The sequence below is a fragment of the Salmonella sp. 32010601201800023SM genome, assembly GCF_017572235.1.
GTDB classification, from domain to species: Bacteria; Pseudomonadota; Gammaproteobacteria; order Enterobacterales; family Enterobacteriaceae; genus Salmonella; species Salmonella enterica.
In genome coordinates this window covers 1-12,226 of sequence record NZ_JAGEQS010000010.1, presented here as the reverse complement: position 1 = coordinate 12,226, position 12,226 = coordinate 1, and the positions used below count along the sequence as shown (strand labels likewise).

Genomic DNA, 12,226 nt, shown 5'->3' with positions numbered 1-12,226 from the left:
TTTACAGATTGCTATCTGTGCGAATGAACCCACATTACAACAGGAAATTTATTGCGGAAATTGATATATTCACAACGTTATGTTGCGGTTTATGCAACGTCAAAAACCGGAGGTCTGTCTGTGGATTTACGCGATCTAAAAACCTTCCTGCATCTGGCGGAAAGCCGCCATTTTGGCCGCAGCGCGCGGGCGATGCATGTCAGTCCTTCCACCCTTTCCCGACAGATTCAGCGGCTGGAAGAAGACCTCGGCCAGCCGCTGTTTGTGCGCGATAACCGTACGGTCACGCTGACCGAAGCGGGTGAAGAGCTGCGAGTGTTTGCCCAACAGACGCTTTTGCAGTACCAGCAGCTGCGCCATACCCTCGATCAGCAGGGGCCGTCCCTTTCCGGCGAACTCCATATCTTCTGTTCAGTGACCGCGGCATACAGCCACCTGCCGCCAATCCTCGACCGTTTTCGCGCCGAGCATCCCTCGGTGGAAATTAAGCTCACCACCGGCGACGCCGCCGATGCGATGGAAAAAGTAGTCACCGGCGAGGCCGATCTGGCAATCGCCGGCAAACCAGAAACGCTGCCCGGCGCAGTGGCGTTTTCGATGCTGGAAAATCTGGCGGTGGTGCTGATCGCCCCGGCGCTGCCCTGCCCGGTGCGTAATCAGGTTTCGGTCGACAAGCCAGACTGGTCGACGGTGCCGTTTATCATGGCCGACCAGGGGCCGGTACGCCGTCGCATTGAGCTATGGTTCCGCCGGCATAAAATCAGCAATCCGCAGATTTACGCCACCGTCGGCGGTCACGAAGCGATGGTCTCAATGGTGGCGCTGGGCTGCGGCGTGGCGCTGCTGCCGGAAGTGGTGCTGGAAAACAGCCCGGAGCCAGTGCGCAACCGGGTGATGATTTTAGAACGCAGCGATGAAAAAACGCCGTTTGAACTCGGCGTCTGCGCGCAAAAAAAGCGGCTGCATGAGCCGCTGATTGATGCGTTCTGGAAGATTTTACCGAATTAGTTTTACGGCCCTACCATTACCCGAACAGGCTTCCCAATACGGCTAAGCATATTCACCAGAGCATCAATGGTGAATTTGCTGCATTTCTTGTTGACGACATCCGAAACGCGCGGTCGGGATATATGCAAAACTGTAGCAACCTCGGCTTGCTTCATCTGGTTTCGCGTAATCCAGAGGGTAATTTCTTCCATGAGCTGTTCTTTAATGGCTAACGTGTTTTCGATTTCACTCAGGGAATCAGCGTAAAACTTTTCTGCGTCCTGCTTATCAAACCCCAAATCAGCAAAAACATTACCGCCAGATGGCGTCACATGGCGAATATCACTATCAGTTTTGGCAATCACAAGCTGTTTCTCCGTTGTTGCACCACCCGGTTATAACGCGTTCTGGCGATGTTCTTATCGTGCTGACTGGTTTGTTGCGTCTGTTTTTGGAAACTATGCAAAACGTAGAGTGCTTCTTCAAACTTAGCGACATACATAACGCGATAGATACCATTGTTGTCACGAATCCGAATTTCATTTACCCCAGCCCCAATTTCTGAAAACGGTTTCCAGTCATCGGGTTCAATTCCATACTGAATTTTGTGAAGCTGATAACCGACTGCTTTGCGTACCGTTATGGGAAAAGCCAGGAGATCCTCCAGAGAAGATCCCACCCATCGAATTTCTTTTTCATTGGAGAGAGCTCGGGTGAGTAACATAACATCCTTGTGTATAAAATTTTATACATTGTTTTTAGCAGATGCAAGTGATAGCGGTGCTAACGATATGGTGAGCCGAGTTTCACCACAAGCAGATTGGGCGCCTTCTGGAAAACGTCTCGCAAAATTAAATGAGTGGATGCTCCGGGCTGGCAGAAAAGCCCAATAACTGAGGGAAGATCATATCTGGATATCAGGCCCACTTTACTTTGTGGGCCTGAAAAACTAGACGCTGAATTAACCCGCCAGAAAGAACCGAAACGCCGGGTTATTGCTCTCATCATGGCATTCATAGCCCAGCTCATGCAGCCGGGTTTCGAAATCCGGCTCATGATCGCCTAACTCGAACGCCGCCAGCACGCGGCCATAATCGGTACCGTGGCTACGGTAATGGAATAGCGAAATATTCCAGTGCGTGCCAAGCGTATGCAGGAATTTGAGCAACGCGCCGGGCGACTCCGGAAATTCGAAACTATACAAACGCTCCTGTAATGGCTTGGAGGGGCGCCCGCCGACCATATAGCGCACATGCAGCTTCGCCATTTCATCGTCGGAGAGATCCACTACGCTATAACCGCCGTCGCACAGTTGGGTGATAATCTCTTTTCGTTCCTCCAGCCCCTGACTGACGCGTACGCCGACAAAAATACAGGCATTTTTCGCGTCGGCAAAACGGTAGTTAAATTCGGTGACCATACGCCCGCCAAGCAACTGACAGAATTTGAGGAAGCTCCCCTTTTCTTCCGGAATGGTCACCGCCAGTAGCGCTTCGCGCTGTTCCCCCAACTCGCAGCGTTCAGACACATAGCGCAAGCCGTGGAAGTTGACGTTGGCGCCGGAAAGGACGTGCGCCAGCCGTTCGCCGCGAATATTGTGCTGGGCGATATATTTTTTCATCCCCGCCAGCGCCAGCGCGCCGGACGGTTCCGCCACCGCACGCACATCTTCAAACAGATCTTTCATCGCCGCGCAGATAGCGTCGCTATCGACTGTAATAATGTCGTCGAGATATTCCTGGCACAGGCGGAAGGTTTCGTCGCCGATGCGTTTTACCGCCACGCCTTCAGCAAATAACCCAACGCGCGGGAGATCCACTGGATGACCGGCTTCCAACGCCGCTTTCAGGCAGGCGGAATCCTCCGCTTCGACGGCAATCACTTTGATTTGCGGCATCAATTGTTTGATCAGTACCGCTACGCCCGCCGCCAGGCCGCCGCCGCCAACCGGCACAAAGACACGATCGAGATGCGAATCCTGCTGAAGCAGTTCCAGCGCCAGCGTGCCCTGCCCGGCGATCACCATTGGGTGATCAAACGGCGGCACCCAGGTAAAACCCTGCTGCTGCGCCAGCTCAATAGCTTTCGCTTTCGCTTCATCAAAATTAGCGCCGTGCAACAGCACTTCGCCGCCAAAACCGCGTACCGCATCGACTTTAATATCCGCCGTTGCTTTTGGCATGACGATCAGCGACTTCACGCCAAGCCGCGCGGAGGAGAACGCCACGCCCTGCGCATGATTGCCCGCCGACGCGGTAATCACGCCGTGGGCTTTTTGTTCTTCGGTCAATCCGGCCATCATCGCGTAAGCGCCGCGCAGCTTAAAGCTATGTACCGGCTGCCGGTCTTCGCGTTTGACGAGAATAACGTTATCCAGACGTGACGAGAGCTTTTCCATTTTTTGCAGCGGCGTCACCTGCGCCGCTTCGTATACTGGCGCGCGTAGCACCGCGCGCAGATACTCCGCCCCTTCCGGCGCGACTGACAGTGGTTGAGATTCCGCCATCATCAACCTCCCAGTTTCGATTTATCGCGCACCGCGCCTTTATCGGCGCTGGTCGCCAGGCTGGCGTAGGCACGCAGGGCAAACGAAACCTGACGCTGACGATTTTTAGGCGTCCAGGCTTTGTCGCCACGAGCTTCCTGCGCCTCGCGGCGTGCGGCGATTTCAGCCTCGCTCAACTGCAACTGAATGCTGCGGTTCGGGATATCAATCGCAATAGTGTCGCCATCTTCAATCAGCGCAATAGTGCCGCCGCTGGCCGCTTCCGGCGAGACGTGGCCGATGGAAAGACCCGAAGTACCGCCGGAGAAACGCCCATCGGTGATGAGCGCGCAGGCTTTGCCCAGCCCCATCGACTTCAGGAAACTGGTCGGATAGAGCATTTCCTGCATTCCCGGCCCGCCTTTCGGCCCTTCGTAGCGGATCACAACTACATCGCCTTCCACTACTTTGCCGCCGAGAATCGCCTCTACCGCGTCGTCCTGGCTTTCATACACTTTAGCCGGGCCGGTAAATTTAAGGATGCTGTCATCCACGCCTGCGGTTTTCACAATGCAGCCGTTTTCGGCGAAGTTGCCATACAGCACCGCCAGACCGCCGTCTTTGCTATAGGCATATTCCAGCGAGCGGATGCAACCCGCTGCGCGGTCGTCATCCAGCGAATCCCAGCGACAATCCTGAGAGAACGCCTGGGTAGTACGGATACCGGCAGGGCCAGCACGGAACATTTTTTTAACCGCTTCGTCCTGCGTAACCGTGATGTCGTACTGTTCCAGCGTTTGCGGCAGCGTCAGGCCTAATACGTTTTTCACGTTGCGGTTCAGCAGCCCGGCGCGATCCAGCTCGCCTAAAATACCCAGCACACCGCCGGCACGGTGAACGTCTTCCATATGGTATTTCTGGGTACTTGGCGCCACTTTACACAGCTGCGGCACCTTGCGGGACAGCTTGTCGATATCACTCATGGTGAAGTCGATTTCCGCTTCCTGCGCCGCCGCCAGCAGATGCAGAACGGTATTGGTCGAACCGCCCATCGCAATATCCAGCGTCATGGCGTTTTCAAACGCGGCTTTGCTGGCGATGTTACGCGGCAGTGCACTTTCGTCATCCTGCTCGTAATAGCGTTTAGTCAGTTCAACAATCCGCTTACCGGCATTGAGGAACAACTGCTTCCGGTCAGCATGGGTCGCCAGCAGCGAACCGTTGCCCGGCTGCGACAGGCCCAGTGCTTCGGTCAGGCAATTCATGGAGTTAGCGGTAAACATGCCGGAGCAGGAGCCGCAGGTTGGACAGGCGGAGCGTTCAACCTGGTTACTTTGATCGTCAGAGACTTTCGGGTCCGCTCCCTGAATCATGGCATCAACCAGATCCAGCTTGATAATTTTGTCTGAAAGCTTGGTTTTCCCGGCTTCCATCGGGCCGCCGGAGACAAAGATCACCGGAATATTCAGGCGCAGCGAGGCCATGAGCATCCCTGGGGTGATTTTGTCGCAGTTGGAGATACACACCATCGCGTCAGCGCAGTGAGCGTTCACCATGTACTCCACGGAGTCGGCGATCAGCTCGCGCGACGGCAGTGAATAGAGCATACCCCCGTGCCCCATGGCAATCCCGTCATCCACGGCAATAGTGTTGAACTCTTTCGCCACCCCGCCGGAAGCTTCAATCTGTTCGGCGACCAGCTTACCGAGATCGCGCAGATGAACGTGACCCGGCACAAACTGAGTGAATGAGTTCACCACGGCGATAATCGGTTTGCCAAAATCACTGTCGGTCATTCCGGTGGCGCGCCACAGCGCGCGGGCACCCGCCATATTACGACCATGGGTGGTGGTGGCGGAACGGTACTTAGGCATGCTTTATTTACTCCCCATCTTTTCCCTTCATACTTCACGCCACAGGTGCGTTGGCTGCCTCACTCACCCCAGTCACTTACTACAGTAAGCTTCTGGGGATTCGCTGCGTTGCCGCCTTCCTGTGACGCAAATTATTTTGGGAAAATATTAATTTTATTTATTATGAATTTACCGGATCCAACCAGCCCCATTTATCCTCGGTTTCTCCAGTGAAGAGACCAAAGAAGGCTTGTTGAATACGCTTGGTAACAGGGCCGCAACGGCCTTCACCTACCTGGATACCATCAACGCTGCGTACCGGAGTAATTTCTGCCGCGGTTCCGGACATAAACACTTCGTCGGCCAGATACAGCGATTCACGGGACAGCACCTGCTCACGCACTTCAATACCCAGCTCTTTCGCCAGTTTGATAATCGCGTCGCGAGTAATGCCTGGCAGCGCGGAAGAGGTAAACGGCGGAGTAAACAGCACGCCATCTTTTACCTCAAACAGGTTTTCACCTGCGCCTTCGGAGATATAGCCGTTTACATCCAGGGCGATGCCTTCCTGATAGCCGTGGCGGCGCGCTTCGCTACCCACCAGCAGTGAGGAGAGGTAGTTACCGCCCGCTTTCGCAGCGGTTGGAATGGTGTTCGGCGCAGCGCGATTCCAGGAAGAAACCATCGCATCGATCCCCTGATCCAGCGCTTCGGCGCCCAGGTATGCCCCCCACGGGAACGCGGCGATGATGACGTCAGTGGTGTATCCCGGGGGCGGGTTAACGCCCATACCGACATCGCCGACAAATACCAACGGACGGATATAGGCGCTGGTCAGGTTGTTTTTGCGGATCACTTCGCGGCAGGCTTCCATCAGCTCATCAATACTCTGGGAAACCGGAAAACGATAAATTTTTGCTGAGTCGCGCAGGCGCTGCATATGTTCACGATGACGAAACACTACCGGGCCTTTGTGAGAGTCGTAGCACCGAATCCCTTCAAATACCGACGTACCGTAGTGCAGCGCGTGAGACATTACGTGAACCTTCGCGTCTTCCCAGCGCACCATCTCGCCATTGAACCAAATGTAATCAGCTTTTTTCGTCGTCATTTTTCTTCCTTTTGCGCTCAGGCGCGGATTTGTTGTGATGTGGCAGCGCTCTGGCAGATTGCGACATGCGCAACATCTACCAGTTTACTTAACTGACTAAACAGTAAGTCGACCGACCGGGGACTGGCAACGGTCAATTCAATATTTATATTCTGCGCATCGGTCGCGGCTTCCATATTCATGGAGCACACCTGAAAACCACGATGGCGCACCACGCGTAAAACACGTTCTAAGGTTTCTGGATTAAAGCGTGCCGATACATTGACCTGATGTTGCATCATGATAATTTCTCCAGCATTTCAGAGTTACTGGCGCCAGGCGGCACCAACGGCCAGACATTTTCAAGTTCGTCGATTGAGACGTGAAGCAGGTACGGCCCTTCGCTTGCCAACATAGTGTCGAGTGCCGCTTCAACCTGGTCTTTACGAGTAATGTGCTGGCCTGGAATGCCGAAGGCGCTGGCCAGCATGAGGAAATCGGGGTTATCGGTCAGGGTGGTTTCGCTATATCGCTCCTGGAAAAACAGTTGCTGCCATTGTCGAACCATCCCTAACCGCTGGTTGTCGAGTAAGACTATCTTCAACGGTAACTGCTTGCGTTTTACGGTGCCCAACTCCTGAACATTCATCATGAAGGAGCCGTCACCGGAGATACAGATAACGGTATCATTCGGTCGCGCTACCTGCGCACCAACGGCCGCCGGTAAGCCGAATCCCATCGTCCCCAGACCGCTGGAGGTGATGAAGTTCTCCGGGCGGGTGTAAGTCATATGCTGGGCTGACCACATCTGATGCTGCCCCACATCCGTCGTCACCACGCTGTCTGCGGGTTTGCGTTCCGACAATTGCTTCAACAACAACGGCGCATAGATAGTCTCGCCAGGATGGTCATAGCGCCAGGCGTGTTCTGCGCGCAGCTCTGCACAGGACTGACGCCATGCGTCGATCTTCAGCGGTTGCTGTAATGCCGGCAACAGCGAATTTAAATCGCCCTGCAACGCGACGTGTGCCTGACGCAGTTTGTTCATTTCCGCCGGGTCGATATCCATATGGATTACGCTGGCGTTCGGCGCAAACGTATTCAGCTTACCGGTCACCCGGTCATCAAAACGTGCACCCACTGCGATCAGTAAATCACACTCTTGCACCGCGAAATTAGCCGCTTTAGTACCGTGCATTCCCAGCATGCCCAGATAGTACGGATAATCAGCTTCAACAGCCCCCAGCCCTTTCAGCGTGCAGGTAACTGGCATTTGCGTTACCGCGATAAATTTACGCAGCGCCGGAACTGCCTGCGCCATACCAACACCACCGCCGACGTACAGCATGGGTTTTTTCGCCTGTTCCAGCATCTGGCGCGCCTGTTCAACATCAGCCTGCGGGAAGGTCGCTTCGTTATCAACGGTAGTAAACCAGGGTTCCAGCTCACCGCTGGCCAACTGGATATCTTTCGGGATATCCACCAGAACCGGGCCAGGACGGCCAGCGTTGGCGACTTCAAAAGCCTCCGCCATGATACGAGGCAGCTCTGCCAGCGACTGCACCAGGAAGCTGTGTTTGGTACAGGCCAGCGACAGGCCTAACACATCCACCTCCTGGAACGCATCAGTGCCGATGAACGGGGCAGAAACCTGACCCGTGATCGCGACGACGGGGACCGAATCTAACAACGCATCCGCCAGGCCAGTGATCAGGTTAGTGGCGCCAGGGCCGGAAGTGGCGATACAAACACCGGTTTTGCCGGTAGAACGGGCATAACCGATTGCCGCCATTGCGGCACCCTGCTCGTGTCGGCACAACAAATGCTCCACACCACCGTCATACAACGCGTCGTAAACCGGCATAATTGCGCCGCCAGGATAACCAAATACGGTTTTCACCCCCTGCGCTCGCAAAGCATGTACCACCCACTGTGCCCCGTTCATAGTTACATCCCCGTCGTAAATCTTGAGAAACAGAATTTTATGCTGTTATTCACGCTCTGCTCCTCGCTTAAGTTTTTCAGGCCAAAAAAAACCCCCGGACCTTTCGGTGCGGGGGTCTTAGTTCGTTAAGGCTTGATTTCTAAGCCTTTCCTCGTCCAAGTGCAGCCCCGCACGGTGGGATAATAATCACCACCACGCTAATCACGACCAGGCTAATCACTCGTAGAAGGGCTGTCATTTTTGTCTATTCTTGCATCTTGTTCGAAGGAATACCTAAAGAGTTACCATAGGTTTTGCCAATAGCACAAGATATTTTTTTAACCACGTTTCAGATAATGCAGGTGAATGCCTAAAAGTGCTTTGTTTTTTATAAGAAAAATTAGCAACTGAAAAATTTTCACGTTTTCCTCCCCCTTTTGGCGCACTCTACACCCTGTTTTCCTTCTTTTCGCTTCTGCGAGCGTTCTTCCAGTTTGATGTTTCTTACCTGAAAATGACGCCAAAATTCAGGAATCAGCTACTAAAAAACAAAAAGTCAGTAATTCGATTTTCTCTTCTATTCCGCATAATCCACGTAACAGGAGGGATTATGTCACTGGCGATTGTTCATACCCGCGCCGCACTTGGCGTCAATGCGCCGCCTATCACTATAGAGGTGCATATCAGTAATGGATTACCGGGATTAACCATGGTTGGCCTACCGGAAACCACGGTAAAAGAGGCGCGTGACCGGGTACGTAGTGCGATTATTAATAGCGGATATGAATTTCCGGCTAAAAAAATAACCATTAACCTTGCTCCAGCCGATCTACCGAAAGAGGGCGGAAGGTATGACCTGCCTATTGCTGTTGCGCTTCTGGCCGCGTCTGAGCAGCTTACAGCGTCGAATCTTGAGGCATATGAGCTGGTGGGTGAGTTAGCGCTTACAGGCGCATTACGCGGCGTTCCTGGCGCAATATCAAGTGCAACGGAAGCCATCAAGGCCGGCAGAAATATTATCGTCGCAACAGAGAACGCGGCGGAGGTTGGGCTTATCAGCAAAGAAGGTTGTTTTATCGCCGATCATCTACAAACCGTCTGCGCCTTTCTGGAAGGGAAACACGCCCTGGAAAGACCTTTAGCTCAGGATATGGCATCGCCTACCGCAACTGCCGATCTTCGCGATGTGATCGGTCAGGAGCAGGGTAAACGCGGCCTGGAGATTACAGCGGCAGGGGGACATAATCTGCTATTGATCGGCCCGCCGGGTACGGGTAAAACCATGCTGGCCAGTCGACTGAGCGGGATTCTTCCACCATTAAGCAATGAAGAGGCGTTGGAAAGCGCCGCGATCCTCAGTCTGGTTAATGCCGATACGGTACAAAAACGATGGCAGCAACGCCCCTTTCGCTCACCTCATCATAGCGCCTCACTTACTGCTATGGTCGGCGGCGGCGCAATACCCGCCCCGGGAGAGATATCGCTGGCGCACAACGGAATTTTGTTCCTTGATGAATTGCCTGAATTTGAGCGACGCACACTGGATGCGCTACGTGAACCTATAGAATCCGGTCAAATTCATTTATCCCGTACCAGAGCGAAAATAACGTACCCTGCCAGGTTCCAGTTAATCGCCGCAATGAATCCCAGCCCGACCGGACATTATCAGGGAAACCATAATCGCTGCACGCCAGAACAGACACTACGTTACCTTAATAGGTTGTCAGGCCCGTTTCTTGATCGTTTTGACCTTTCGCTTGAGATACCGCTTCCTCCGCCCGGGATTCTTAGCCAACACGCCTCAAAGGGTGAGAACAGCGCTACGGTAAAAAAGCGGGTCATCGCCGCCCATGAACGGCAGTACCGACGCCAGAAGAAGTTAAACGCGCGTCTGGAGGGTCGCGAAATCCAAAAATACTGTGTTTTGCATCACGATGACGCCCGCTGGCTTGAAGACACGCTGGTGCATCTTGGATTATCCATTCGCGCCTGGCAGCGTTTACTAAAAGTGGCCAGAACCATTGCCGACATAGAACTGGCTGACCAGATCTCGCGTCAGCATTTGCAGGAGGCGGTAAGCTATCGGGCGATAGACAGGTTGTTAATTCATTTGCAAAAGCTGCTGGCGTAAAAAAAGGGCATTACGCCCTTTTTATTAATCATCAGCTTCGGTGTAGTCTTCTGCGCCTTCAACTTGCGGCTTGCCGCCAGACAAGGTGTGGAAGCGTTTTGGACGCTTGATACGCGTCATATACTTGGACCAGACGCGTTCTGCATCCGTTACCGGCTCGCGTTCACCGCGACATACCGCTACAAACAGCTTCTCTTCTTCAGTCACAGGCTCACGCTTGCCAAGATCCAGATCATTAAAGGCATGACCATGACGCTCAAGCAGTTGTGCCTCTTTAATCGTGAAATCACCGTGACGAGAGAATCCACGTGGATAATGTTTATTGTCAAAATATCGATTAGTCGTCGTAAAGCTTTCCGCCATCCTGCACGCTCCTAATTCTTTGTCTGAGCTATTTATGGCGCGGAGTATTAGTTACGCTTGACAGAGTGTAAAACAAAACATTTAAATCATAACGACAAATAATTTTGTGGAGAGCACAGTGGATACGGAATTGTTAAAAACTTTCCTGGAAGTTAGCCGGACACGCCATTTCGGGCGGGCCGCAGAAGCACTTTACCTGACGCAATCCGCGGTGAGCTTTCGTATCAGGCAACTGGAGAATCAACTGGGCGTAAACCTTTTTACGCGGCACAGAAACAATATCCGTTTAACCACGGCTGGCGAAAAACTTTTACCGTATGCGGAAACGCTGATGAATACGTGGCAGGCGGCACGTAAAGAGGTGGCGCATACCTCACGCCATAACGAGTTTTCCATCGGCGCCAGCGCGTCTTTATGGGAGTGTATGCTTAACGCCTGGCTGGGGCGACTGTACCAACTACAGGAGCCGCAAAGCGGCCTGCAGTTCGAAGCCAGAATCGCTCAACGGCAATCGCTTGTGAAGCAACTTCATGAACGCCAGCTTGATCTCCTCATTACTACCGAAGCGCCCAAAATGGATGAGTTCAGCAGTCAGCTGTTAGGGCACTTCACTTTGGCGTTATATTGCAGCAGCCCTGCCCGTAAGAAATCAGAACTCAATTATCTGCGGCTGGAGTGGGGACCAGACTTCCAACAGCATGAAACAGGGCTGATCGCAGCAGATGAAGTGCCGGTATTAACAACCAGCTCAGCCGAACTCGCCCGACAGCAGCTTAGCGCATTAAATGGCTGTAGCTGGCTTCCTGTAAACTGGGCAAATGAAAAGGGCGGATTACATACCGTTGCCGACAGCGCAACGCTTTCACGGCCACTATACGCTATTTGGCTGCAAAACAGCGATAAATACTCGCTGATCTGCGATCTGTTAAAAACGGATGTGCTGGATGAACAATGAAAATGATGAAAAGAAAAAGAAGGGAACTTACGATTACCTGATCAGATAATCAGGTAATTTTAGGCAAAAAAAAATCCTTAGCATCTGCTAAGGATTATTTCTGGCAGGGGCGGAGAGACTCGAACTCCCAACACCCGGTTTTGGAGACCGGTGCTCTACCAATTGAACTACGCCCCTAATTAGGGTGGCGGAACGGACGGGACTCGAACCCGCGACCCCCTGCGTGACAGGCAGGTATTCTAACCAACTGAACTACCGCTCCACCGAATTCTTTTACAACCACTGATTTTTACATCAGTTTACTGCTTAATTTGATGCCTGGCAGTTCCCTACTCTCGCATGGGGAGACCCCACACTACCATCGGCGCTACGGCGTTTCACTTCTGAGTTCGGCATGGGGTCAGGTGGGACCACCGCGCTACGGCCGCCAGGCAAATT

The 12,226-nt window shown here is 53.2% G+C and carries 13 protein-coding genes, 2 tRNA genes and 1 rRNA gene; 3 read left to right on the top strand and 13 right to left on the bottom strand.

Features of this window, described 5'->3' with window-relative positions:
• The first annotated feature begins 120 nt into the window (after positions 1-120).
• Entirely contained in the window at positions 121-1,008 is an 888-nt protein-coding gene (gene ilvY, locus J4617_RS21565) for an HTH-type transcriptional activator IlvY (RefSeq protein WP_000365798.1), read from the top strand.
• A gap of 2 nt (positions 1,009-1,010) precedes the next feature.
• On the opposite strand, the gene J4617_RS21560 is transcribed toward ilvY, so the two are convergent.
• The 9 genes from J4617_RS21560 to ilvL all read right to left on the bottom strand — a co-directional run bounded on the left by J4617_RS21560 (position 1,011) and on the right by ilvL (position 8,598).
• Entirely contained in the window at positions 1,011-1,352 is a 342-nt protein-coding gene (locus tag J4617_RS21560) for a helix-turn-helix domain-containing protein (protein WP_000560822.1), read from the bottom strand.
• Positions 1,349-1,666 (bottom strand): type II toxin-antitoxin system RelE/ParE family toxin, encoded by a 318-nt coding sequence (locus J4617_RS21555; protein ID WP_000535852.1) that lies wholly within the window; start codon positions 1,664-1,666, stop codon positions 1,349-1,351. The genes J4617_RS21560 and J4617_RS21555 overlap by 4 nt, the downstream gene beginning before the upstream one ends.
• Before the next feature lie 282 nt (positions 1,667-1,948).
• Complete coding sequence (gene ilvA / locus J4617_RS21550; RefSeq protein ID WP_001518457.1) at positions 1,949-3,493, bottom strand: threonine ammonia-lyase, biosynthetic; 1,545 nt, start codon at positions 3,491-3,493, stop codon at positions 1,949-1,951.
• 2 nt (positions 3,494-3,495) lie between these two features.
• Complete coding sequence (gene ilvD / locus J4617_RS21545; RefSeq protein ID WP_001127429.1) at positions 3,496-5,346, bottom strand: dihydroxy-acid dehydratase; 1,851 nt, start codon at positions 5,344-5,346, stop codon at positions 3,496-3,498.
• 160 nt (positions 5,347-5,506) lie between these two features.
• A complete protein-coding gene (gene ilvE / locus J4617_RS21540; RefSeq protein ID WP_000208532.1) occupies positions 5,507-6,436 on the bottom strand; it encodes a branched-chain-amino-acid transaminase in 930 nt (309 codons plus the stop codon).
• 17 nt (positions 6,437-6,453) lie between these two features.
• On the bottom strand, positions 6,454-6,717 hold the full coding sequence (gene ilvM / locus J4617_RS21535) for an acetolactate synthase 2 small subunit (RefSeq protein ID WP_000983260.1): 264 nt from the start codon (positions 6,715-6,717) through the stop codon (positions 6,454-6,456).
• Positions 6,714-8,360 carry an acetolactate synthase 2 catalytic subunit gene (ilvG, locus tag J4617_RS21530; RefSeq protein WP_001012564.1) on the bottom strand — a complete coding sequence of 549 codons (1,647 nt, stop codon included), beginning with the start codon at positions 8,358-8,360 and terminating at the stop codon, positions 6,714-6,716. The genes ilvM and ilvG overlap by 4 nt, the downstream gene beginning before the upstream one ends.
• A 2-nt stretch (positions 8,361-8,362) precedes the next feature.
• Entirely contained in the window at positions 8,363-8,413 is a 51-nt protein-coding gene (gene ilvX / locus J4617_RS21525) for a peptide IlvX (protein WP_192930503.1), read from the bottom strand.
• An 86-nt stretch (positions 8,414-8,499) separates the two neighbouring features.
• On the bottom strand, positions 8,500-8,598 hold the full coding sequence (ilvL, locus tag J4617_RS21520) for an ilv operon leader peptide (RefSeq protein WP_001311244.1): 99 nt from the start codon (positions 8,596-8,598) through the stop codon (positions 8,500-8,502).
• 351 nt (positions 8,599-8,949) lie between these two features.
• On the opposite strand from ilvL, the gene J4617_RS21515 reads away from it, so the two are divergent.
• Positions 8,950-10,470, top strand: a complete 1,521-nt coding sequence (locus J4617_RS21515; RefSeq protein ID WP_000050209.1) for a YifB family Mg chelatase-like AAA ATPase — start codon at positions 8,950-8,952, stop codon at positions 10,468-10,470.
• Between the two features lie 24 nt (positions 10,471-10,494).
• On the opposite strand, the gene maoP is transcribed toward J4617_RS21515, so the two are convergent.
• Complete coding sequence (gene maoP / locus J4617_RS21510; RefSeq protein ID WP_000840996.1) at positions 10,495-10,833, bottom strand: macrodomain Ori organization protein MaoP; 339 nt, start codon at positions 10,831-10,833, stop codon at positions 10,495-10,497.
• 106 nt (positions 10,834-10,939) lie between these two features.
• Here maoP and hdfR point away from each other — a divergent pair, with 106 nt between their 5' ends.
• Positions 10,940-11,788: an HTH-type transcriptional regulator HdfR gene (gene hdfR / locus J4617_RS21505; protein WP_001541181.1), complete on the top strand. Its 849-nt coding sequence runs from the start codon at positions 10,940-10,942 to the stop codon at positions 11,786-11,788.
• A gap of 101 nt (positions 11,789-11,889) precedes the next feature.
• Here the strand turns inward: hdfR and J4617_RS21500 are convergent.
• The 3 genes from J4617_RS21500 to rrf form a co-directional block, all read right to left on the bottom strand.
• Positions 11,890-11,965, bottom strand: a tRNA-Trp gene (locus J4617_RS21500).
• An 8-nt stretch (positions 11,966-11,973) separates the two neighbouring features.
• A tRNA-Asp gene (locus J4617_RS21495) sits at positions 11,974-12,050 on the bottom strand.
• Between the two features lie 54 nt (positions 12,051-12,104).
• A 5S ribosomal RNA gene (rrf, locus tag J4617_RS21490) occupies positions 12,105-12,220 on the bottom strand.
• Positions 12,221-12,226 lie beyond the last annotated feature (6 nt).